Here is a 23,381-nt window from a genome sequence, read left to right as displayed (position 1 = left end):
ATCCACTCAGGCTTACGTTCAACCGGTACCGCAGAATTACGCTGCTCAACGCGCAGCAACTTACGGCCTTCAGGTGCCAAGGTCACTGTAGTGCTCCTTCGGGGGTGGAAACGAGTGCTTCTTCGTGCTTGCGGAATTCTTCCACGAAGCGGTCAACGATGTCGGCCGGGTTGATGGTTCGGCCGGTTTCCAGCGACATGGTGGTGACGCTGGCGTCGGTGATTCCACAGGCGATGATCTGCGCGTAGGGAGCGAGGTCATTGCTGCAGTTGATGGCAACACCATGCATGGTGACGCCGTCCAGGACTCGAATGCCTATGGCGGCAATCTTGCGGTCCGGACCTTTGTCATCAGCCAGGATCCAGACTCCAGCGCGTCCCTTGACCGTCACTGCGTTGATGCCGTAGTCCTTGATGACGGCGATCATGGTTGCTTCAAGACGCTCCACGTAGTCGCGGATGCCCGCGCGGTTCTTGAGCTTGAGAATGGGATAAGCAATCAGCTGTCCAGGGCCGTGCCACGTTAACTTGCCACCGCGGTCCACGGGAACAACGGGCGTGCCGTCAAAGGGGCGCTCGTGGTCTTCAGTGAGCTTACCGGCCGTGTAGACGGCGGCGTGCTCAAGAAGGAGGACGGTGCTGTTGTTCTCGCCCGCAACAACTTTGTTGTGGATCTCGCGCTGCAGATCCCAGCCCTGCACATAGTCAACGAAATCAGGGGCGAGACCCAGTTGTGAAAACTCAAGAGTCATGGGTTCAAGCTTAGACCCAGCAGGAGACTGGCCATCGTTTTGTGGTGAAGCTCTCAGTCGCATCCGGAACTGTCGGGCCTCAGCCCCCGCCGACGGACTGCCTGTGGATAACTTCTGCGGGAAATCCCGGCTTCCGGTAAACCTTGTCTATGGAAACTCTGGATACTACCGCTGCCGTGCTGCCCCTCATTCCGGGCTATGCCACGTCCCGCCAACTGGGTCGGGGCAGCAGTTCTACAGTGTGGCTCGTGACCCGGGACAAGGATGGGGCACGGTTCGCAGTCAAGTGCTTCGGGGCCCGGGAACCGGATGGTCCGGCGTTGCAACGGACGGTGCTTGATGAGGTAACGCGCGAACTTCGACTCCTCTCCGGGCTCAGGCATGAGCATCTTGTCCGTGTTCACGAACTGCTCCAGGTGGGTGGAACGCCTGGGGCATCCTATGGCCTGGTCATGGACTACGCGGCGGGCGGCAGTCTGGCCAACCTCATGTCCGGGCGGGGGAGACTCCCTGTTGGTGAAACCATCACCATATTGACGCCTATTGCCCAAGTGTTGGACTACCTGCATGGCAGCGGAACGGTGCACGGGGACGTATCACCGGCAAACATCTTGTTCACCGCCGAAGGAAAGCCCCTCTTGGCGGACCTCGGCTTTGCCGCCCGGGTGGGCGACCCGCACGGGAATGCGGACGTTGGGACGCAAGGTTTTCTGGACCCTGCAAGCATTGCCTTGGGCGAGGGGAGCGCAGCAGGGCGCGAACTCCTGCCGCAGCGCGACGTGTATTCCCTCGCGGCGGTGGGATGGTATTGCCTGACTGGGGCCGTCCCTGGGGTGGAGCGGCACCGCCCACCGCTGTCCCTGGTAGCGCCCGACGTGCCCAAAGCCCTCACCGCAGCCCTGGAAGCGGCACTGGACCCCGATCCCCAGCGGCGGCCGTCCGCCCGTGAATTCAGTACGGCGGTCTTCAGAAGTGCCGGCCCTGAGGCGTTGGACTTGTCAGGGTCTGTGCACCACTCCGTCATTCCTGAACTCTTGACACGGCGTCAAGCCTTGCGTCGAGCACGGCGCCGGACGCCGCGTTGGGTGGTGGCGTGGCGGATCGCCCTGACTCGCGGGTTTCAGCCCAAGCCCAAGCACATGCCCAGGTCCGCACCCTCACGTGAAGGCCGTGGCCGACCTTTAAAGGGCCGGCCTAAAGCTGTTGGTCTCAGTCTCCGTCTGGGTCTCTCGGTCGCGGCGGCCGTGCTGGTCGGTGCTGGGTCGTGGGCCGTTTGGCAGCAGAACCAACCTCCGGCGCCGGCGTTGAACCTGGCACCACTGGAGGATCCCTTGGCCACGACCCGGAAGGCGCCGGGTGGACCGCCCTCCGTCGAACTTCCGGCGAGGCTCGCCCAAGGGCTTCATTCCGAGGACCCTGAAGTTGCGGTCTCGGCGTTGGCGGCAGTGCGTGACCTTGCATTGGGTGAGGGACGCCTTGAGGTGTTGGCGTTGGTTAACGCGCCAGGGTCGCCGGCCGAGGCTGCTGATAAGGAGGTGGGGGACTACCTCCGCGAGTCCGGCACCGTGTTCGCAGGACTAGTCACCACGCTGTCCGGCGTGACGGTGGACGACTCCCCGCAAACAGACCATGTGCTGGTCAGTCTCAGTGCTGCCACATCCGGATATGAGGAACGCCTTACAACGGGGGCCAAGGTTCGGGCGCAGGAGCCGGTAGCTCCACAGCAACTCCGTTTGCACCTGGTCCGCTCGGCGGGGCGTTGGTGGGTCCTGGAGATTCTCGGGCCCGTCACCGCAGACTGAACGATCGTGCCGCAGGGTTGTTCAGCGGGCCTTGTCCTCAGTCAGCCAAGCCATGGCATCAGACAGCAAGGGGTGCCGCCACTGGAACCCTGCTTCCGACAATCGGGCGGGTTCCATCCTTTGATTCGCCAAAACGAGTTCGTCTGCGAGCTGGCCCAGGACCAAGCGCAGGGCTGGTCGTGGCACGCGGCAAAAAGCGGGCCGGTGGAAGGCCTTCGCGATACCCGCCACAATTGCGTTCACGTCTGCGCTTTCTGGAGCACACACATTCACCGGCCCCTCGAGGTCCGATGTCAGGAGGTAGGCAAGGGCTGCCGCTTCGTCGGCAAGGGTGATCCACGGCCAGTACTGTCGGCCGTTCCCGAACGGGCCACCCAAACCAAGCTTCAGCAGGGGGAGCAGTGGCCCGAGCGCACCACCGGAGGTGCTGAGTACGACGCCCGTCCTGGGATTGACAACCCGCACACTCGCCGGCGCCGTCCGAGCGGCGCGTTCCCAATCTACGCACAGGGGGCCAAGGACACCCCCGCCGTGGCCGGAGTCCTCACGCAGGACACCTTCGCGTGAGGCGCCATAGTAGCCGGAAGCGGATTGGCTGATGAATGATGCGGGCGGTGTGCCGAGCCGTCGCATGGCAGCGGTGAGAGTTTGCGTTGCCTGCAAGCGGGATTCCCGAAGGACCCTGATCCTCCGTCGTGTCCATGGGCGCTCTCCTATTCCGGCGCCTGAGAGGTTGACCACAGCGTCACTGCCGTCCAGCACGCCGGCATCGAGTTCGCCCCTGGCTGGGTCCCAGCTTCGTTCCCCCGTGTTCCTCGGAGGGCGGCGCACCAGTCGGATGACGTCATGGCCTTGGGTGGCCAGTTGATTCGACAAGGCCATCCCGATCATTCCCGACGCACCGGACATCACGATTCGCATGACCCATCTCACCATGCCAAGGGCATGTGGCGGAAACGCCTGTCGGTGCGGCAAACGCTGGGCGCCTCTTGACTATGATCGAACAATGACCTCCTCCAGCTACCTCCGTTTCCCGCATGTGCACGGCGATCTGGTCACTTTCGTGGCCGAAGACGACGTCTGGATCGCGCCCCTCTCCGGCGGCCGCGCCTGGCGGGTCTCCTCGCAGCAACTGCCGGCAAGGAATCCTCGGTTCACTCCGGACGGAAAGGGGCTGGTGTGGACCGCCGTAGTCGGTACGTCTCCTGAAGTGGTGACCGCAGATGTCGACGGCGGTGGGTACAGGCAGTTGACGTACTTTGGCCACAGCACCACGAAAGTAAAGGGATTCACGGCCGCTGGAAACGTGGTGGTCACCAGCGCCTTCCAACAGGCCGAAGGTCGCCACACGTACGCGTACAGCCTGCCGCTCGACGGCGGTGCCGCCGTCGAGCTTCCGTTCGGGCCTGTGGAGTCAGTTGCTTTTGGGCCGGAAATCGGCGACGAAAAGCCCGTGGTGTTGGCGAGCGTCCTTTCCCGCGAGCCCGCTTGGTGGAAGCGCTACCGTGGAGGCACGGCCGGCAAGCTCTGGATTGATGCCGACGGCAACGGAGAGTTCGAGCGCCTCCTCCCGAAGATCGAGGGCAACCTGACCGATCCCCTCTGGGTCCAGGGACGAATCGCTTTCCTTTCGGATCACGAAGGCTATGGAAACCTCTACTCTGTGCTCCCGGATGGTTCGGGTCTGCGCCGCCACACCGACCATGAGGACTTCTATGTCCGGCATGCCAGCACGGACGGCAAACGGGTCATCTTCGAGTCTGCCGGGGAATTGTGGATGCTTCCCTCCCTCGACGCTGACGCCGAGGCAACAAAGCTCGAGATCACGCTGGGATCGGCATCACCAGCCCGCCGCCCGGCGCCGCTGAAGGTGTCCGCGCATCTGGGGGACGTGTATCCGAATGTCGCCGGAACGGCCAGCGCCGTGGAATCCCACGGCACCCTCCACTGGCTACGGCACAAGGACGGTCCGTCCCGTGTGGTGGAGGCGACGCCGGGCGTTCGCGCCCGCCTGCCCCGCCCGCTCACGGACGGCCGACTCGCCTACGTCGCAGACCATGGGGGAGTGGAAGCGCTGTACATCAAGCGCATTGCCTCGCGGGTTTCGGCATCGGTTGAGGTGGCCAAGGTTGTGGTCGATGTGCCGGTTCCCGAAGCCGAATCACTTCCGCTCCCCAAGCCGGTCTCAGTGTCGAACGTGGTGGGACAGGGGACGGCCCCTGCTGCGGCTGGCCAGTCCCCGGGAAACGACGAGGCAGCCTATGCCGAACCGTCCGCTGACACCGTGGGCGGGACGGAAGCAACCGAAGCCCCCGCGCCGGCCGATGATGCCGACCTTCGCGTGGAGTTCCCTGCACCCACCCGCGCATGTGCCTTGGAAGCCAGCCCGGATGGTCGCTGGCTGGCAGTGGGCACGTCCTTCGGTGATGTCTTTGTGGCAGATACGTCAACGGGAACACTGACCCGGCTGGTCAACGTCGGTGACGGCAGCATTGACCAACTGGCCTGGTCCAGCGACTCCCAGTGGCTGGCTTGGTCCGAACCCGTCACGGCCTTCGGCTCGCGCAGCAAACTGCGGATCAGCCGCCCGGCTGAGCGAGAAATCGCCATCATCGATGTCACCGACGGGCGTTTCTGCGATGAATCTCCACGGTTCACCCCCGACGGCAAGTTCCTCGCCTTCCTGTCCAACAGGAGCTTCGATCCCGTCTACGACGGTCATTCGTTCGACCTGTCCTTCCCGAGCCCCATCAAGCCATACATGGTGGCCCTGGCGGCGGACACCCCGTCGCCTTTTGGTCCTTCCGTTGACACCCTCGAGGATGCGCCGCTCACCCCGGCGAAGTCCGACGACGGCGACGCCCCCGCCGTGCGCGTGGATCCGGAAGGACTTGCCCACCGCGTCATCGCGGTACCGGTGCCCCAAGGAAACTACTCGGATCTTGCTGTCGGGGATGGCGCCCTGCTGTGGCTCGATACCGAACTGGCAGGCGTTACCGGTGAAGGAAAAGGCACGCTGCAGGATAAGAAGACCGCCCCGTCACTGGTGCGTTATGACCTGGCGAAGCGCAAGCAAACCACACTGGTGGCCGCAGCGGACAGTTACCGTTTGTCCGGCGACCTCAGCCGCATTGTCTATGTCCTCGACAAACAGATCACGTCCGTGCCGGCTGACAGCAAGGTGGACGAGGACTCCGGCGATCTGGTGAAGGTGGACCTCAACCGTGTCCGCGTGATCCTGAGCCCGGTCTCTGCGTGGGGCCAGGCCTTTGACGAGGCCTGGCGGCTGCAGCGCGACTTCTTCTGGACCGCCGACATGGCTGGTCAGGATTGGGAGTCGGTGCATAAGCGCTACCGTCCGATCGTGGAGCGCCTTGGTTCCCACGATGACCTCGTTGACCTGCTATGGGAAATCCACGGCGAGCTGGGAACATCGCATGCCTATGTGAAGCCTGCCGCCGTCACCGAGCCTGGCCGCAACGGCCAGGGCCGGCTTGGCGCTGAACTGCAGCTCGGCGGCAAGGGCTGGGAAATCACCCGGATCCTGGCCGGGGAGTCCTCAGACCCGCTCGCTACCTCTCCGCTGACGCGTCCTGGTGCGGACGCAAAGGTGGGCGACGTCCTTTTGGCGATTGACGGCGTCGAGCTTTCCGCAGCCCTGACGCCAGCGATGCAACTGGTGGGTGCGGCGGGCCGAACAGTGGAGCTTACGCTGCTCAACGGCGAAGGCCATGGCGACGCGGCCGGTGCCCAGCGGCGTGTAGCTGTGGTTCCCGTCCGTGACGAGGAAAGGCTGCGGTACCAGGATTGGGTCCGCGGTAACCGGCGTACTGTTCGCGAGGCTTCCAACGGCAAGTTCGGTTATTTGCACGTTCCGGACATGATGGCCAACGGCTGGGCGCAGCTCCACCGCGATCTGGACACCGAGACAGCGCTGGACGGTTTGATTGTGGACGTGCGCCGCAACCGCGGAGGACACACCTCCCAACTTGTTGCCGAGCTGATCGGGCGCAAAGTCACCGGCTGGAGCATGCCACGTGGTGAAAAGCCGCGGACGTACCCTGACCACGCGCCCCGTGGACCCGTGATTATCCTGACCGACGAGTTTGCCGGTTCCGATGGAGACATCATCACCCAGGTGTCGAAGCTGAGGGGCATTGGGCCTGTGATCGGAACCCGGACCTGGGGTGGCGTCGTGGGAATCGACAACCGCTTCGCCCTGGCCGACGGTACGGGCGTCACGCAGCCCCGATACGCCACCTGGTTCAGCGGCGGGATCGGGTGGGACGTGGAGAACCGGGGTGTCGAGCCCGACATCGAAGTCCTCTTCCCGCCACATGCCTACGCTGCCGGAACGGATCCCCAGCTTGAGTACGGCATCGGCGCACTCAAGGAAATGATCCAGGAACTGCCTACTGACCGGCCTCCCCTCCGCGAGGGCTACCGGAAAGTGCGGCCGGCGCCGTTGCCCTCGCGGCCACAGAAGACCCAGTAAAGGGCCAGGACGCCGAAGAGCCCCGTTGCTTCCCGTGGAGGGGAGGCAACGGGGCTCTCTTGCGTACAGCAGCTGAACCTGAGGGTTACGACGCCGCCAGCGTTGCGTCCAGGGTGATCTCGATGCTGGCCAGCGCGCCCGAAACGGGGCAGCCAGTCTTTGCGTCCTCCGAGATGCGGCGGAAGTCTTCTTCGGACAGGCCGGGAACCTTGGCGGTCATGGTGAGGTGGCTGCCGGTGATGCCGGTGCCCGGGACGAACGTGACGTCAGCCTTGGTATTGACTTCCTCGGCAGTGAAGCCTTCGCCGGCCAGGGCGTGGCTGAAGGCCATGGAGAAGCAGGCAGAGTGTGCAGCAGCGATCAGCTCTTCGGGGCTGGTCTTACCACCGGACTGCTCGGTACGGGCCTTCCACGTAACGTCGAACGTGCCCAGGCCGGAGCTGTCCAGCGTGGTGTTGCCGGCGCCTTCAATGAGGTTGCCGTTCCAAACCGTGTGTGCGGTGCGTGTTGCTGCCATGTCCACTCCTTAGGGTCGTTGTGAGTCGGCACCCAGCCGTAGGCAGGTGCCACCGGAACCCATCCTAGGGACTTGGCTTACGGACTGCACGGCCATTCCGCTGTCAGTGGATTGTGACCCCTAAACTGGCCACATGGATACCGAAGAACACGCTGACGGTGTGCAACGCCGAGGCCCACGAATCGCGTCGATCATGGTAAATGCCGTGGATGCAGCCCGTCTCTCCGCCTTCTGGTCGGAACTGCTGGACATGCCCGTTGCAGCGGAGCACGAAGGCTTTATCTGGCTGCGTTCGGCCGAACCGGGTCTTCCTCAACTGGCGTTTCAGCAGGTCAACCTACCTACGGAAGGGCGGCGCCGTCTCCACTTGGACCTTCACGACGCCGATGCCGCGGCGCTGAGGCGTAAGGCCGAGTCGCTCGGGGCTACCTTTGTTGAGGGGCACGACATCGAGGATTTCCACTGGGACGTCATGCATGATCCTGAGGGAAACGAGTTCTGCATAGCCCAGGAGTAGCAGCGTATTTAACGGCGGAGGCCGTCCCACCGAGCTGTGCGCACGATGGGACGGCCTCTTGCATCATGTTGCCGCCGGGATGCAGGCGTGGGAGCTAGTTCCAGAGAGTGGCGATTGCGATGTTCACCAAGGCAAGCCCGCCCACACCGTGAGCCAATCCGGTGGACACGGCTTCACCGTTCTTGACCTTGCGCGAGCCGATGACCGCCAGCACGGCCACGGCCACGGCAATGGCGAACTTCACGCCGAGCTTGAAGTAGTTGGGATCGGCGTCCGGCAGGAAGGGGATCACACCCATCATGGCGATGCCGGTCAGGAGCTGAAGGAACGCACCATCGCGCTGGCGCGGGTGGACCGTTGGCTCCTTGAGGGTGGCGATCCAGTAGCCCACAATCATGGCTGCGCCGACGATGTGCAAGAACACCAAAATGTTGAAGAGAATACTCATGGCCCAAGCTTATCCAGTTGCTTCTACGTCACGTAGCAAAGCCACGCGGAGTGGGCAAAACGAAGGGGCAGGTTCCCGGGTTTCCCCGGCAACCTGCCCCTTCTGATCCTGCAGGCAATGCCTACAGGTGCAATGACTTAGAGACCGAGGTCTGCTTCGAAAGCACCTTCTTCAAGGCGGGCCTTGAGCGTCTGCAGGAACCGGCCGGCGTCCGCGCCGTCCACCAAGCGGTGGTCGTACGTCAGCGACAAGTACATCATGGAGCGGATGGCGATGGAGTCATCGCCGTTTTCGTCCGCAACCACTACGGCGCGCTTGACGATCGCACCGGTGCCGAGGATGCCTACCTGCGGCTGGTTGATGATCGGAGTGTCGAACAGAGCGCCGACAGAGCCGATGTTCGTGATGCTGAAGGTGCCACCGGACAATTCGTCCGGGCCGATCTTGCCATCACGGGTACGGCCTGCGACGTCTGCGATCTTGCCGGCCAGGCCAGCAAGGTTCAGGTTCCCGGCATCAGAGATGACGGGTACCAGGAGGCCCTTGTCGGTGTCGACAGCGATCGCGAGGTGCTCGGCGTTGTGGTAGGTGATTTCCTGCTTGGACTCGTCATAGGCAGCGTTCAGCTTGGGGTGCTGCTTCAGGGCCTCGGCCACAGCCTTGGCGATGAACGGCAGGAAGGTGAGCTTGACGCCGTTCTGGGCCTGGAACGAGTTCTTGGCCTTCAGGCGGAGCTTGGCGATCTTGGTCATGTCGACCTCGTGCACCTGGGTCAGCTGGGTTGAGACCTCGAGGGACTCGCGCATGCGGCGGGCGATGACCTGGCGGATGCGCGGGGCCTTCTCAGTGGTGCCACGCAGTGAAGAGGCGACTACCGGAGCGGCAGCCTTGGCGGCGGGAGCTGCCGCCGGAGCCGATGCTGCGGGAGCTGCTGCGGCCTGCTTGGCTTCGGCGGCTGCGAGGACATCCTGCTTGCGGATGCGTCCACCAACGCCCGTGCCGGAAACAGCGGCGATGTCCACGCCGTGCTGGTTTGCAAGCTTGCGGACCAGGGGAGTGACATAGCCGGATTCCGAAGCAGGTGCCTCGGCGGCAGGAGCGGCGGAAGGCGCGGGAGCCGCCGGTGCCGGTGCCGGTGCCGGTGCCGGTGCAGCCGGGGCAGGAGCAGCAGCCGGGGCAGGCGCAGCGGCGGGGGCTGCGGGAGCCTCGGCGGCAGGTGCGGGAGCGGCCGGTGCCGGTGCGGCGGCCGGTGCAGCTGCTCCGGAACCGATGACGGCCAGGACGGAACCTACCTCAGCCGTTTCGTCTTCGTTGACACGGATTTCCTGGAGGGTACCGGCAACGGGGGACGGGATCTCGGTGTCCACCTTGTCAGTGGAAACTTCGAGGAGCGGCTCGTCGATCTCGACGGTGTCGCCAACAGCCTTGAGCCAGCGGGTGACGGTTCCTTCGGTGACACTCTCGCCCAAGGCGGGGAGGGTTACTTCGTGGCCTTCGCCACCGGATGCAGCCGGAGCCTCGGCAGCCGGTGCTTCTTCAGCTGCCGGGGCCGCGGGAGCCTCTTCGGCGGGAGCAACCTGCTCTGCGGGCGCCGCGGGTGCCTCTTCTGCCGGTGCAGCCTCAGCAGCCGGAGCGGCGGAGCCGGAGCCATCGCCGATGCGGACCAAGGGGGCGCCGACTTCAGCCGTCTCGTCTTCAGCGACGAGGATTTCTTCGATGACGCCTGAGATCGGAGAAGGGATTTCGGTGTCTACTTTGTCGGTTGAAACCTCGAGCAACGGCTCGTCGATCTCCACCCGGTCACCAACCTGCTTGAGCCAGCGGGTGACGGTTCCTTCGGTGACACTCTCACCGAGGGCGGGCAAGTTAACGGATTCAGACATGTCGTCCCCGTTCTCCTTATTGATCTTTGTGCGGATGAATTCTGCTGGTCCGGGCCGGGTGCATCCGGCAGATTCCGCCGCATGCACCCGACCCGTTTGTCTTGGGTAAAGACTTAGCCGTGGAGCGGCTTGCCCGCGAGGGCGAGGTGGGCTTCGCCCAAAGCTTCGTTCTGGGTGGGGTGGGCGTGGACCAGCTGGGCCACGTCCTCCGGGTAGGCTTCCCAGTTCACGATCAGCTGGGCTTCGCCCACCTGCTCGCCGATACGGGAGCCGATCATGTGGATGCCCACCACGGGGCCATCCTTCTGGCGGACGAGCTTGACGATGCCACCGGTACCAAGGATGGAACTCTTGCCGTTGCCGGCAAGGTTGTATTCCTGGGTCTGGACCTGATCGTCGCCGAACTTCTCCTTGGCGGCCTTTTCGGTGTAGCCAACCGTGGCGATTTCGGGCTCGCAGTAAGTGACCTTGGGGATGTTGATGTCTTCGACGATGGCCGGGTTCAGGCCGGCGATTTCCTCGGCGACAAAAATGCCCTGCTGGTAGCCACGGTGTGCCAACTGGACGCCGGGGACGATGTCGCCCACTGCGTAGATGTTGCCGACACCGGTGTGGAGGCGCTCGTTGGTGATGACGAAGCCACGGTCGATGGTGATGCCGGCTTCTTCGTAGCCCAGGTTGGCGGTCACGGGACCGCGACCGACGGCTACGAGCAGGAGGTCGGCTTCGAACGTCTGGCCGTCAACCAAGGTGACCTTGACGCCGTCGTCGTTCTGTTCCACGCCCTGGAAGAAGATGCCGGTGGTGAACTTGATGCCGCGCTTCTTGAAGGCGCGCTCAAGGTTCTTGACGATCGAGGCGTCCTCGTTGGGGACCAGGGAGGGGAGGCCTTCGATGATGGTGACGTCCACGCCGAAGGACTTCCACACGGAAGCGAATTCAACGCCGATGACGCCGCCGCCCAGGACGATCGCGCTCTTGGGGATGTAGTCCATGGTGAGGGCCTGGTCCGAGGTGATGACCTTGCCGCCGATTTCCAGCCCGGGGAGTGAACGGGAGTAGGAACCCGTAGCCAGGACGATGTTCTTGCCCGTGTAGGCGGTACCGTTCACGACGACGGTGTTGTTGCCCTGGAGCTTGCCTTCACCTTCGATGACGGTGATGCCCTTGGACTTGATGAGTCCTTGGAGGCCCTTGAACTTGCCGGCGATGATGCCGTCCTTGTAGGCGTTCACGGCCGACATGTCGATGCTGTCGAGCGTGACGTTTACGCCATACTTGGCGGAATCGCGTGCATGGTCGGCCAGTTCAGCCGAGTGCAGGAGTGCCTTGGTGGGGATACAGCCGTTGTGCAGGCAGGTTCCGCCGAGCTTTGCCTTTTCCACAAGGCCAACGGTGAACCCAAGCTGTACGGCCCGCAGGGCAGTGGCGTAGCCGCCGCTGCCGCCACCGAGTACCAGGATGTCGAATTCTTGCGCAGTTGCCTGATCGGCCACTAAAACGCTCCCTCGCGTGAATGATGACACGGGACTGCGTGCCATCTGGTCTTTGGAACTTGTTCTGCCGTGATTATGCCAGCACCTAAGTTCTCTTGCATTTGTGACTATCGAGTTCACCTTAGCGAACCACCTACCCATGCTCCACCCTCTGCGGGCGTTTGTGGAGCGCTTGTGTCGAGACTCACGTTCACTTGTGACACAGCGCTACACGCCGCATAATTCCGGGGCTGCGCGGGCCCCTGAAGAGTGATCTGCAGGGGCCCGCGCACACCGCGGGGGCGGGGGGGTGGCGCCTAGGCGGATGCGGCGAGGAGGTCCTCGGCGTAGGCGACCAGGGTTCGGACGGTGCAGCCGGTTCCCTGCTTGGGGGTGTAGCCGTACGGGCTGCCGTTGTTGAAGGACGGTCCGGCGATGTCCACGTGGGCCCACGGGATCTGCTGGCCGTCGCCGTTCTTGCCGACGAATTCGCGGAGGAAGACGGCGGCGGTCATCATTCCACCATTGCGCTCACCGATGTTGGCGAGGTCTGCGACCTGCGAGTCAAGGCTGGGGCGCAGTTCCTCCGGCAACGGCATGGGCCACACCAGCTCGCCTGCCCTGTCGGCTGCCGACTTCAGTGCCGCCGTGACGGAATCCGAGCCCATGACGCCGGCTGTTCGCAATCCCAGTGCGATCAGTTGCGCGCCGGTCAGTGTGGCCACGTCAATGATGGCGTCCGGGTTCTCCAGGCTGGCTGCGACCAACCCGTCGGCCATCACCAGGCGCCCCTCGGCGTCGGTGTTGAGGACCTCCACGGTCTTGCCGCCGTAGATGGTGAAGACGTCGGCGGGACGCGCCGCGGCGCCCGACGGCATGTTCTCTGCGATGCAGAGCCACGCGGTCGCCTTGATGGGCAGGCCCAGCGAAGCGAGGGCCAAGACGGTGTTAAGTACGACGGCGGCGCCCGCCATGTCGCTCTTCATGTCACCCATGCCGAGGGCCGGCTTGATGGAAATGCCGCCGGTGTCAAAGGTGATGCCCTTGCCGACGAGCGCGATCTTCTTGGTGGCCTTTGCGGGCGAATATTCGACCTTGACCAGGCGAGGCTGGCGGGTGGAGCCCTTGCCAACGCCGAGGATGCCGCCAAAGCCTTCCTTGTCCAGGCGCTTTTCATCCCAGACCGTCACCTTGACCGGGAGGCCCTTGGAAAGTTCCTTGGCGGATTCGGCAAAGGACTCGGGGTACAGGTGGCTGGGCGGCTGGTTGACGAGGGTTCGGGTAGCGTTCACTGCCCGCGCAAGCACGATGGCCCGGTCCAGTGCGGGCTGCGCGGACTTGGGGTCGACATCCGTGAACACCAAGGCCTTCGCCACCGGGGCCTTCAAGCCATCGGTGCTGGAGCGGTGTTCCGTGTAGGAATAGGCGCCAAGTGCCGCGCCTTCGGCGACCGCCGCGACGTCAGCCAAGGTAGGCGTCGGGAAGGCGAGAGTCACCGAAGGGACACCGGCGAGCTGCCGCACGGCGGATCCGGATGCCCGGCGAAGCGCCTCTGCGGTGAGGCTGCCGTCGTCGGACAACTTGCCGACGCCCGCCAGGGCCAGGATTCCCGAGCCCGTTTCCGGCAGGCCCGGGAGGCGGTGCGCCTGATCGGCGGCGCCGGTGATCCCCAGGAGCTTGAGGGAAGCCGCGATGGACTCGGCGGCCTTGGCGCTCAATGGGTTAGGGAGCAGCACCGGCCCGTCAGTTCCTTGCGCAACTCCAATCACAAGTGCGTCGCTGGGGGACTTTTTCAGGTCCTTGGCGATGATGCCCAGGATGATGTCAGTAGTCTTGACCACGAGGATGTTTCCTCACTTCTCTCTGCATTGCATGGCGGGGCCGCATGTTTGGCGGCCTGCCCCGGTACGCGCCCGACGTCCTCTTGCGACGGCGGCCTTGGTCTTAGGGGCCGCCGGGGCGGCCCGTTTCGATCGTAGTCTCTAGAGCACTGCGGACAGCAATTAAATGAGAGCTGCGGCACACCATGGGCAGGAATGCCCGTCGGACGTGCAGCGTTGTACAGATACATAGGATCCGCCGCCACCCCTTGGTGTGCTTTTGACGCCATGATGACGGCGTGCGGAAACCACCCCGAACTTTGCCACTGTGAAAGGAACACGCCGTGTTTGAACGGATATCCGGCTACCTCCTGGACCCCGAGTCGCTCTACGCAAGCAACATCGAGACCTTCCATAGCCCCGAACTCCGTGGGCTGAACATGGTCATGGGGTTCACGGGCTTTGCTGATGCCGGTCATGTGGTCCGGCAGATCAACGCGGAAATGTTGGAGGAACTCGACGCCGAAGTGATCGCCATGTTCGACGCCGACCAGCTCATCGACTACCGTTCGCGACGTCCCCACATCAGCTTCGTGGAGGACCACTTGCAGGATTACCACGCTCCCAAACTCGGCCTGTACAAGTTGCACGATGGCCTCGGGCAGCCATTTCTGCTGCTTGCCGGTTTTGAGCCGGATCTGCAGTGGGAGCGGTTCTCCCGCGCGGTTGTCGGAATCGTCGAAAAGCTCGACGTCAACCTGGTGACGTGGATCCACTCCATCCCCATGCCGGTGCCCCACACCCGGCCAGTAGGTGTGACCGTCCACGGCAACCGCCCGGATCTGATCGAAGGCATCTCCAGCTGGAAGCCCACGGTGGATGTACCGGCGGCCATTGGTCATGTCCTCGAACTCAGGCTGACGGAAGCCGAACGCAATGTTGCCGGCTATGTTATCCATGTCCCGCACTACCTGTCCGAGGCCGAGTACCCTCCGGCCGCCGTAGCGGGTTTGGAGTATCTGGGGGCAGCAACGTCACTGATGTTGCCCACCGACCGGCTCCGCGAAGCGGGCCGTGAGGTGGGGCGTCAGATCGCAGAGCAGATCGAGTCTTCCGAAGAAGTACAAGCGGTGGTTTCCAATCTTGAGACGCGGTACGACGAGAAATCCGAAGGCGTCGTCCGCCGCTCGCTACTGGCGGACGAGAATGATGAACTGCCCAATGCCGAGGACATTGGTGCGGCGGTCGAGGCTTACCTGGCACGTAAAGACTCGCCCCAATAAATCATCTTTGAGGCGCCGACAGGCATAATTGAGGAGTGAATGCTCCCCGCGCCTGGCTTATCTGGACGATCGGCGTGTTCGCCTACTTGGTGGCCGTGGCGCAAAGGACCTCATTCGGTGTCGCAGGACTGGAAGCTACCGAACGTTTCCATGCCAGCGCTGCAGCCATATCCTTCTTCACCGTCCTTCAACTCCTGGTCTACGCCGGGCTGCAGATACCCGTCGGTGTCCTGGTGGACAGGTTCGGTTCGCGGGCCATGGTGGCCGGGGGCGCCGTATTGATGGGGCTGGGGCAGTTGCAGCTGGCGTTTGCGGACAGCATCCCCGCGGGTGTCCTGGGCCGTGTCCTGGTGGGTGCCGGCGATGCGATGACCTTTATCTCCGTGATTCGGCTGGTTCCGCTTTGGTTCGCTCCGGCCAGAGTTCCGCTGATTACCCAGCTCACAGGGATGTGCGGTCAGCTCGGCCAGCTTTTCAGCGTGGTTCCGTTTGCGCTTCTTCTTCACACGGCTGGCTGGACACCAGCGTTCCTGACACTCGCGGCCATGTCCGTGCTTGCCGTCATCCTGGTCCTTGCGGTGCTTCGGGACGCTCCTCCAGGGCACCCACCCAGGGAATCGGGCCAGGGGCTGCGTGCCACCGGCGTCTCACTGTCCCGGGCATGGAAACAGCCTGGAACCCGCCTTGGGCTATGGAGCCACTTCACCGTGCAGTTCAGCGGAAACCTGTTCGCCATGACCTGGGGTTACCCGTTTCTCTTATCAGCACAGGGCCTCGACGCCGGGACCGTGTCGGCCTTGATGGCATTGTTCGTGGGAACGGCCATTGTGGCTGGTCCTGGCTTTGGCCGCTTTGTGTCGAAGCATCCCATGCGCAGATCTGCGATGGTCCTCCTGATCACCATGGCCACTGCCATGGCTTGGGCCGCAGTGCTCGTTCTTCCGGAACGTGCCCCGTTGTGGCTTCTGGTGATCCTGGTGGTAGTGCTGGCCGTCGGTGGGCCGGGCTCCATGATTGGCTTCGATTTCGCCCGGACCTTCAACCCCTCGCACCGGATCGGCACGGCAACGGGCATCGTCAACGTGGGAGGCTTCATTGCCGCGCTCGTTGCGATCTACCTCATTGGACTGGTACTTGACCTCCTGTACGCCAGCGGTTTCTCGGGCGGCGATCTATACGGCCTTGCCCCGTTCCGGATTGCCCTCAGCGTCCAGTTTGTGCTGCTGGGGATTGGCACAGTGCTCATCCTGGTGACCAGGCGCAAGGTTCGCCGGCAAATGGCGACCCAAGGGATCCACGTTCCTCCTCTGGTGACCACTCTCGCCAAGCAGCGCCGCGAACGGATCGAGCGGCGACGCGCAGGCCGTTCCAATCCTGCGGGCGGTCAGCAGGACAGCCGGTAGCTCGAAACGCGGCGGCTGCTTCCAACCTCCGTAGCTTTTCCACATAGGCGGAATGCGCCCTGTCACTACTGGTGCGAGTTGCGCAGGCTTGAGCCATGACCACGAAGAGAACGCTCAGCATCCACCAGCCCGAAGACATCCTTGGCTACATACCCCATATGTTGGGCTACTGGCCGGAAGACAGCCTTGTGGCCATCACGATGCAGGGGAAGGTCCTTGGTGCCACGCTGCGGGTAGACCTGCCGTCCGGCACATCACGGCGGGCCGTCGCCGCCTTCGCCGAACAGGTCCGGAGTTATCTCGTCGCCGACGAAGACGCCAACGGCGTCGTTCTTGCGCTTTATACCGATGATGGCTGGACTGAAGGCGCCGTGCTTGAGAAGAACATGCCCCTGCTTGAGGCCCTCCGGGAGTGCCTTGACCAGGTTGACCTTTCGGTTCTGGATGCGTGGCTGGTCGGTTCGTTGTACTGGCGAAGCGCATACTGCTCGGATACGACGTGCTGTCCCTTTCCCGGGCTCCCCGTTCAACGTATTAAGGACAGCCGACTGAGTGCGGAACTGGTGTTCCGGGGGAGTACCATCGGGCCGTCCCCCAAGAACGGGCTCGGAAAACCACTGCCAGCCATGTCCGGCGCACTCAATCCCAAGGTGCTTGAGTCTGAGGCCCGCTTCGGGGAGCGCATTCTGGGAAGGTGGCGCAGCGAGCTTTGTTTGGATGCCGTTCTCGCAGTGTGGCAGCACGTGCTGACGAGGGCCGTGAACGGTGATCTGTTGCAGCAGGGGAATGACGCCGGGCTCATGGGATTCCTCAGAACCACGCTGAAGGTCCCGGCGTGGCGTGATGCGGTACTGGTGATGGCGGCGGCCGGCATTGAGTCGGCGAAGTCGGGTGCTGAAGCCTTCGGGCTGTTTGTCGAGGACGGCGTGGATATCCTGCCTTTCGATCCAACAGAGCTAGGCATTGCTGCACCTCTTGCTCAGCCTGAGTCCACACAGCCCAGCGGGTCGGACTGGATGACTGACATTCATACCTATGGCGATGTCCTGTTGGGAATGCAGCCCCCGGTGCCCAGTTGGGCCCATCTTGATGCTTTGCAGCAAGTTCTCGCTGGCTTGAGCATTGAGGGCGAGTCGGGTGTCGTCGCCGCCGCGGCACTGACGCTCCAAGGATGGATCTCCTGGGGCAAGGGAAGCGGCTCCATCGCCCACGCCTTCCTGAGTCGTGCGGAGGCTGCCCACCCAGGCTACCGATTGGCCGAATTGATGATGGACATTCTGGGGCAGGGAAATGTCTGCGAATGGGCACGCCGTCCTTCGTCCGCTTGGCGAGGGCCGAAGGACGCGGTCCTATAGGGGATGCTGCTTTATCCGGCGTACGTTTCGCAAAACCGTGAGACAATGGATGCCGAGACCCGGTTGGGTCCGCGTTCGAATGCCTGAGTTGGCCCGAATTTCGGGAACAATTCAGCGCCGTCGGGAGTTCTACCTAAAGACTCTGCAGACGGCGATCGCATTTGAAATTGATCGCGGACTTGACAGGGTCATAGTGGTGTTGCCCGTATGGTGATTCCACAGACCGCCGCTAGAAAGGTTTTCTGTGACTCCGTCTTCCGTCGAGAAGGAACCCGCCGCCCAGGCCGAATTGACCGCTGAGGAAAAGAAGGCGGCCACGTCGGCAAAGCGCGCGGCCACACGTGCCGCCAACAAGGCCTCAGAGGGTGACTCTGACAAGCCGGCACCCAAGAAGCGTGGACCCAAGCCCGGCGCGAAGGCCGCCGCTGAAGCCGCGAACAAGTCCTCAGGCTCCGACGCCGAGGATGCCAACGCCGAGGACGAGGACTTTGACCCCGCAGCTGCGGAGGAAGTCGAAGTCGGAGACGACGACGCCGAGGACAGCGCAGCGACCACCAAGGACAAAGCTGCTCCCTCCGGTTCGGGCTTCGTCTACTCGGATGCCGATGACGATGACGCGCCTGTCCAGCAGGTCATGTCGGCCGGTGCTACCGCCGACCCCGTCAAGGACTACCTGAAGCAGATTGGCAAGGTTGCCCTGCTGAATGCCGAGCAGGAAGTCGATCTTGCGCTTCGCATCGAGGCAGGACTCTTCGCCGAGGAAAAGATCAACGCTGACGACGGATCCATGGATCCCAAGCTCAAGCGCGAGCTTGAATTCGTCATCCATGACGGCAAGCGTGCCAAGAACCACCTCCTCGAAGCGAACCTTCGCCTGGTCGTTTCATTGGCCAAGCGCTACACGGGCCGTGGCATGCTCTTCCTGGACCTGATCCAGGAAGGCAACCTGGGCCTTATCCGCGCAGTGGAAAAGTTCGACTACACCAAGGGCTTCAAGTTCTCCACCTACGCCACGTGGTGGATCCGCCAGGCCATCACCCGGGCCATGGCAGACCAGGCCCGCACCATCCGTATCCCGGTGCACATGGTGGAAGTCATCAACAAGCTGGCCCGTGTACAGCGCCAGATGCTTCAGGACCTGGGTCGCGAACCTACACCGGAAGAATTGGCGCTCGAACTGGACATGACGCCCGAAAAGGTCGTCGAGGTCCAGAAGTACGGACGCGAGCCGATCTCGCTGCACACCCCCTTGGGCGAGGATGGTGACTCCGAGTTCGGTGACCTCATCGAAGACTCGGAAGCAGTGGTTCCCGCTGACGCGGTCAGCTTCACACTCCTGCAGGAGCAGCTGCATTCCGTCCTGGACACCCTGTCCGAGCGCGAGGCGGGAGTGGTGGCAATGCGCTTCGGCCTGACCGATGGCCAGCCGAAGACTTTAGACGAAATCGGAAAGGTCTACGGAGTCACGCGTGAGCGCATCCGCCAGATCGAATCCAAGACCATGTCCAAGCTGCGGCACCCGTCCCGCTCGCAGGTCCTCCGGGACTACCTGGACTAAACAGTCCCAGCATCGGCGCAGCGGCCCAGTCGGACTCCCGGCTGGGCCGCTTCGTTGTATCGCTGGTCATGATGCAGGCCGCGGCTGGCAACAGCAAAGACTGCACGCGCCCATTGATGAAGCACGCACGCGACGACGAAGCAGCACGCACGCGAGGACAAAGCAACAGCACGCGACGACAAAGCAACAGGGCCCCTCCCAATCGGGAGGAGCCCTGTACGCTCAAAGTGGTTCCGGACGTGCCGGACTGCCCTGTCTAGTCGACGGGGACGGGAGCCTTCTCGTTGAGGCGCTCGGTCTCATCGTGCCAGTCGGAAGTCATGGGCCGAAGCGTAGCTTCAACTGCACGTGCGTGGTGGCCGCAGAACAGCAGCTCACCGCCGGAGGACTCGAGTACAACGCGGACGTACGCCTGGGCTCCGCAACGGTCACAGCGGTCAGCTGCGTTCAGCGTGCGGTCTGCAACTGCTGTTGTCATGTCGGCCTCCTTAGTAGTTCTGTACATCCATATAACCAGCATTCGACGCAGAACCATGGCAAGGATGGGTCACTTTCGCTGTCCGCGTATCACATGTGCGTAACGTAACTATGCAGCTTGGGCCGGGCCGGGAGTGGCAACCGGCGCCTGTCGGTGCCCGCGGCTAGCCTAGTATGAGCAGTGTTTGCCCTGAATTACCAGCAATAACAAGGCTGGGAAACACCCTGAAGATGTACCCCAAGATATTCCCCGAAGGAGCACACCCCGAGTGGCACCGAGTTCTGAATACAACGCCCGGCACCTGTCTGTCCTTGAGGGCTTGGAAGCCGTCCGCAAACGCCCGGGCATGTACATCGGCTCCACGGACTCCCGCGGACTCATGCATTGCTTGTGGGAAATTATCGACAACGCCGTCGACGAAGCCCTGGCTGGTTTCGGCCATGACATCAAGGTGATCCTGCACGCCGACAACTCGGTGGAAATCCATGACGACGGCCGCGGTATTCCGGTTGACGTAGAGCCCAAGACCGGCCTGTCCGGCGTCGAAGTCGTGTTCACGAAGCTGCATGCCGGCGGTAAGTTCGGCGGCGGTTCGTATACAGCCTCCGGCGGCCTCCACGGTGTGGGCGCATCTGTGGTAAACGCTTTGTCCAGTCGTCTGGATGTCCAAGTGGATCGCGGAAGCAAGACCTACCAAATGTCCTTCCGTCGCGGCGAACCCGGAAGGTTCGTCGATTCGGGGTCCAAGCCAGGCCCGAATGCGCCGTTTGAACCCTTCGTTGAGGACTCGGTGCTGGACGTCGTAGGCAAAGCGAAGCGTGGTGTGACGGGAACCCGGGTGCGCTACTGGGCGGACCGGCAGATCTTTACGCCTGATGCCAAATTCTCGTACGACGATCTTGCGTCGCGCGCGCGCCAGACATCCTTCCTTGTGCCGGGCTTGAAGATCACCGTCCGTGATGAGCGCAAGCTGGCGGGAACCCCCGGCGAGAATGGTGTCCACGAGGAAGTTTTCCACCACGACGGCGGTATCAGTGAGTTCGTTGAGTTCCTCGCGGCCGACTCGGGGGTGACGGATGTCTGGCGTCTGCATGGTTCCGGAAAGTTCAAGGAAACCGTCCCAGTCCTCGACGAGAATGGCCACAGCAAGATCGCTGAAGTCGAACGTGATTGCGAGGTTGACATCGCCCTTCGTTGGGGAATTGGCTACGAAACCACCATGCGCAGCTTCGTCAATATCATCGCCACGCCGAAGGGCGGAACGCACCAATCCGGCTTTGAAGCTGCCCTGCTGAAGACCTTCCGCAAAGCTGTGGAAACGAACGCCCGCAAACTCAAAGCCGGCAACGACAAAATTGAGAAGGACGACATCCTCGCAGGACTGACGGCCGTGCTGACTGTCCGCTTGGCAGAGCCGCAATTCGAGGGTCAGACCAAGGAGATCCTGGGTACGTCTGCGGTTCGTGCCATCGTGGCCAAGGTGGTTGAAAAGGAAATCACCACACGCTTGAACTCGGCCAACCGCAACGACAAAGCCCAGTCTGCGCTTCTCTTGGAGAAGATGGTCAGCGAAATGAAGTCGCGCATCTCGGCCCGCGTGCACAAGGAAACGCAGCGTCGCAAGAACGCTCTGGAAACCTCCTCGATGCCCACCAAGCTAGCTGACTGCCGCACCGACGACGTCGCTCGTTCGGAGTTGTTCATTGTGGAAGGCGACTCCGCGCTGGGTACCGCCAAGCTTGCGCGCTCCTCGGATTTCCAGGCTCTGCTGCCCATCCGCGGCAAGATCCTCAACGTCCAGAAGGCTTCTGTGGGGGACATGCTCTCCAACGCAGAGTGTGCGGCACTGATCCAAGTGGTTGGTGCAGGCTCCGGCCGCAGCTTCGACATCGACGCAGCCCGGTACGGCAAAGTCATCCTCATGACGGACGCCGACGTTGATGGCGCCCACATCCGCACACTTCTGCTGACGCTCTTCTTCCGTTATATGCGGCCCATGGTCGAGGCGGGACGAGTTTTTGCCGCCGTCCCTCCTCTGCACCGCGTGGAGGTCATCAACCCGGGCCAGAAAGCCAACGAGATGATCTACACCTACTCGGAGGCTGAACTCCACGTCCTTCTGGCCAACCTTGCCAAGGAGGGGAAGCGCTACAAGGAGCCCATTCAGCGTTACAAGGGCCTGGGCGAAATGGACGCACAGCAACTCGCTGAAACCACCATGGATCCGCGCCACCGGACACTTCGAAAAGTGGGCATTGAAAGCGCACAGCGTGCTGAAGAAGTCTTCGACCTTTTGATGGGTTCGGATGTGGCGCCGCGCAAGGAGTTCATCATCGCCGGTGCCGCCACCCTGGATCGGGAGCGCATCGACGCCTAGCCTGATGTTGGCGGAATTGGTGAGTCCTTTCGGGCAGTGGAGCCGGGGGATCTGGTACCGGGAGCAGCGAATGTCGTGAGGCCCACCACCAACGCCAAGGCGCCCAAGCCCCAGGGGAGCCCGCTCGCGACGGCTATACCGCCCACCAGCAAGGGACCGCCGGCGTCGCCAAGTTCCCGGCCGAGCTCGGCTGAGCCCATGGTTCTACCCAGCCTCTCAGCGGGGGTTGAATCGGCCAGATGCGCGAATGCCAGCGGTGTGGCAACTCCGATTCCAGCCCCGATCAGGACGGCTGCAAGATAGATCCACGCCGCTCCCGGCAACAGCCCGGCTGTCAGTGTGCCCGCCGCGACGGCGAGCAGGCCGGCCACCATGCCTGGCTTGTCGGCGAGTACGCCCCGGTCGCGCAACCTGCCGATGAGTGGTTGTATCAACGACGACGTGATGGCCAACGCGGTCACCACGGCAACGCTCCCGGCAGTGTCCAGTCCTTCGCGTGCCGCCAAAGCAGGAAGGAATCCGACTGCGGCGCCCAGCGCCCCTGTTGCAGCGGCAAGGACCAACGTGGGGCCAAGGAATGATCTCTCGGTGCTTTGGCGCCACACGTCCACGATGGTGTAACGCGGCCGGGGAAGAGGGTGCAGGCGAGGCACTGAAGCCATGGCCCACACTGCAACGATGAGGCCCAGCGCGGCCAGGATCCCGAACAGGAGCGTGAATCCGCCGCTGATGATGGCCACGGCGCCCAGCAGCGGTCCTATGGCGTAGCCGAGACCTTTCCAGGAGCCATACCGTCCAAAATAGCGCCCGGCGTTCCTTTTTCCTGCGAGGCGGGCAACTGTCGCTGACGAAGCGGGCGAGAAGGCCGACGCCGCCATTCCCTGCCCGAGCCGCGCGGCGGCGAGCATGGTGGGCTGGTCAGCCCATAAACCGATCAAGGATGCGGCCGAGAATGCCAACAGCCCACCCACGATGACTGGCTTCGGCCCGATGCGGTCGCTCAGGGAACCGAAGACCGGTTTCAGGAAAACCTCGGCAATGTCGTACAGGGCCAATAAGAAGCCCAATGCCAGCAGGTTCAAACCAATGTCTGCGCTTTCGGCTCCCAGCCCGGCAGCGACAGCGTGGGCGCCGAAAGCGGTGGTGAACCCGGCGGCGTAGAGCGGCCAACGCTGGCTAGCTTGAGCTGGCATTGGCGGGGCGTCGGTTGCTTTCACGC

General features: G+C 63.1%; 17 protein-coding genes. 8 read left to right on the top strand and 9 right to left on the bottom strand.

Going from position 1 to position 23,381, the window contains the following annotated elements:
* Positions 1–82: 82 nt before the first annotated feature.
* A complete protein-coding gene (lipB, locus tag FQP90_RS18155; RefSeq protein WP_144652463.1) occupies positions 83–751 on the bottom strand; it encodes a lipoyl(octanoyl) transferase LipB in 669 nt (222 codons plus the stop codon).
* A 149-nt stretch (positions 752–900) separates the two neighbouring features.
* Here lipB and FQP90_RS18150 point away from each other — a divergent pair, with 149 nt between their 5' ends.
* On the top strand, positions 901–2,553 hold the full coding sequence (locus FQP90_RS18150; protein ID WP_144652462.1) for a serine/threonine protein kinase: 1,653 nt from the start codon (positions 901–903) through the stop codon (positions 2,551–2,553).
* A gap of 21 nt (positions 2,554–2,574) precedes the next feature.
* On the opposite strand, the gene FQP90_RS18145 is transcribed toward FQP90_RS18150, so the two are convergent.
* Positions 2,575–3,474: a TIGR01777 family oxidoreductase gene (locus FQP90_RS18145; RefSeq protein ID WP_144652461.1), complete on the bottom strand. Its 900-nt coding sequence runs from the start codon at positions 3,472–3,474 to the stop codon at positions 2,575–2,577.
* Between the two features lie 85 nt (positions 3,475–3,559).
* Between FQP90_RS18145 and FQP90_RS18140 the strand changes: the two genes are divergently transcribed.
* Complete coding sequence (locus FQP90_RS18140; RefSeq protein WP_144652460.1) at positions 3,560–7,048, top strand: S41 family peptidase; 3,489 nt, start codon at positions 3,560–3,562, stop codon at positions 7,046–7,048.
* An 85-nt stretch (positions 7,049–7,133) separates the two neighbouring features.
* On the opposite strand, the gene FQP90_RS18135 is transcribed toward FQP90_RS18140, so the two are convergent.
* Positions 7,134–7,565 carry an OsmC family protein gene (locus FQP90_RS18135; RefSeq protein ID WP_144652459.1) on the bottom strand — a complete coding sequence of 144 codons (432 nt, stop codon included), beginning with the start codon at positions 7,563–7,565 and terminating at the stop codon, positions 7,134–7,136.
* A 133-nt stretch (positions 7,566–7,698) separates the two neighbouring features.
* On the opposite strand from FQP90_RS18135, the gene FQP90_RS18130 reads away from it, so the two are divergent.
* The gene (locus FQP90_RS18130; RefSeq protein WP_144652458.1) at positions 7,699–8,082 is read left to right on the top strand and encodes a VOC family protein; all 384 of its coding nucleotides are present in this window, start codon (positions 7,699–7,701) and stop codon (positions 8,080–8,082) included.
* 94 nt (positions 8,083–8,176) lie between these two features.
* Here FQP90_RS18130 and FQP90_RS18125 read toward each other — a convergent pair whose 3' ends face one another.
* The 4 genes from FQP90_RS18125 to FQP90_RS18110 form a co-directional block, all read right to left on the bottom strand.
* Positions 8,177–8,530, bottom strand: a complete 354-nt coding sequence (locus FQP90_RS18125; protein ID WP_144652457.1) for a hypothetical protein — start codon at positions 8,528–8,530, stop codon at positions 8,177–8,179.
* 137 nt (positions 8,531–8,667) lie between these two features.
* Positions 8,668–10,413 (bottom strand): 2-oxoglutarate dehydrogenase, E2 component, dihydrolipoamide succinyltransferase, encoded by a 1,746-nt coding sequence (gene sucB / locus FQP90_RS18120; protein ID WP_144652456.1) that lies wholly within the window; start codon positions 10,411–10,413, stop codon positions 8,668–8,670.
* 113 nt (positions 10,414–10,526) lie between these two features.
* Positions 10,527–11,909 (bottom strand): dihydrolipoyl dehydrogenase, encoded by a 1,383-nt coding sequence (gene lpdA, locus FQP90_RS18115; RefSeq protein ID WP_144652455.1) that lies wholly within the window; start codon positions 11,907–11,909, stop codon positions 10,527–10,529.
* 296 nt (positions 11,910–12,205) lie between these two features.
* Positions 12,206–13,729, bottom strand: coding sequence for a leucyl aminopeptidase (locus FQP90_RS18110; RefSeq protein WP_144652454.1), 1,524 nt, complete (start codon positions 13,727–13,729; stop codon positions 12,206–12,208).
* A gap of 323 nt (positions 13,730–14,052) precedes the next feature.
* Between FQP90_RS18110 and FQP90_RS18105 the strand changes: the two genes are divergently transcribed.
* From FQP90_RS18105 to FQP90_RS18090, 4 genes are all read left to right on the top strand, one after another.
* A complete protein-coding gene (locus FQP90_RS18105) occupies positions 14,053–14,991 on the top strand; it encodes a proteasome assembly chaperone family protein (RefSeq protein WP_144652453.1) in 939 nt (312 codons plus the stop codon).
* A 35-nt stretch (positions 14,992–15,026) separates the two neighbouring features.
* Positions 15,027–16,394 carry an MFS transporter gene (locus FQP90_RS18100; protein ID WP_144652452.1) on the top strand — a complete coding sequence of 456 codons (1,368 nt, stop codon included), beginning with the start codon at positions 15,027–15,029 and terminating at the stop codon, positions 16,392–16,394.
* Between the two features lie 95 nt (positions 16,395–16,489).
* Positions 16,490–17,749: a DUF4192 domain-containing protein gene (locus FQP90_RS18095; protein WP_144652451.1), complete on the top strand. Its 1,260-nt coding sequence runs from the start codon at positions 16,490–16,492 to the stop codon at positions 17,747–17,749.
* 244 nt (positions 17,750–17,993) lie between these two features.
* Positions 17,994–19,307 (top strand): RNA polymerase sigma factor, encoded by a 1,314-nt coding sequence (locus FQP90_RS18090; RefSeq protein ID WP_144652450.1) that lies wholly within the window; start codon positions 17,994–17,996, stop codon positions 19,305–19,307.
* 256 nt (positions 19,308–19,563) lie between these two features.
* Here the strand turns inward: FQP90_RS18090 and FQP90_RS18085 are convergent, their stop codons facing one another.
* Complete coding sequence (locus tag FQP90_RS18085) at positions 19,564–19,785, bottom strand: DUF7455 domain-containing protein (RefSeq protein ID WP_018778705.1); 222 nt, start codon at positions 19,783–19,785, stop codon at positions 19,564–19,566.
* A 268-nt stretch (positions 19,786–20,053) separates the two neighbouring features.
* Here FQP90_RS18085 and FQP90_RS18080 point away from each other — a divergent pair, with 268 nt between their 5' ends.
* On the top strand, positions 20,054–22,162 hold the full coding sequence (locus tag FQP90_RS18080) for a DNA gyrase/topoisomerase IV subunit B (protein ID WP_144652449.1): 2,109 nt from the start codon (positions 20,054–20,056) through the stop codon (positions 22,160–22,162).
* On the opposite strand, the gene FQP90_RS18075 is transcribed toward FQP90_RS18080, so the two are convergent.
* The gene (locus FQP90_RS18075; protein ID WP_208760037.1) at positions 22,159–23,355 is read right to left on the bottom strand and encodes an MFS transporter; all 1,197 of its coding nucleotides are present in this window, start codon (positions 23,353–23,355) and stop codon (positions 22,159–22,161) included. The two genes, FQP90_RS18080 and FQP90_RS18075, sit on opposite strands and share 4 nt — an antisense overlap.
* Between the last annotated feature and the right edge of the window lie 26 nt (positions 23,356–23,381).

The sequence above is a fragment of the Paenarthrobacter nitroguajacolicus genome (assembly GCF_007786235.1).
Lineage (GTDB): Bacteria > Actinomycetota > Actinomycetes > Actinomycetales > Micrococcaceae > Arthrobacter > Arthrobacter nitroguajacolicus_A.
Note: the sequence above shows the minus strand (reverse complement) of the source record. Positions and strands in the feature narration are given on the sequence as shown.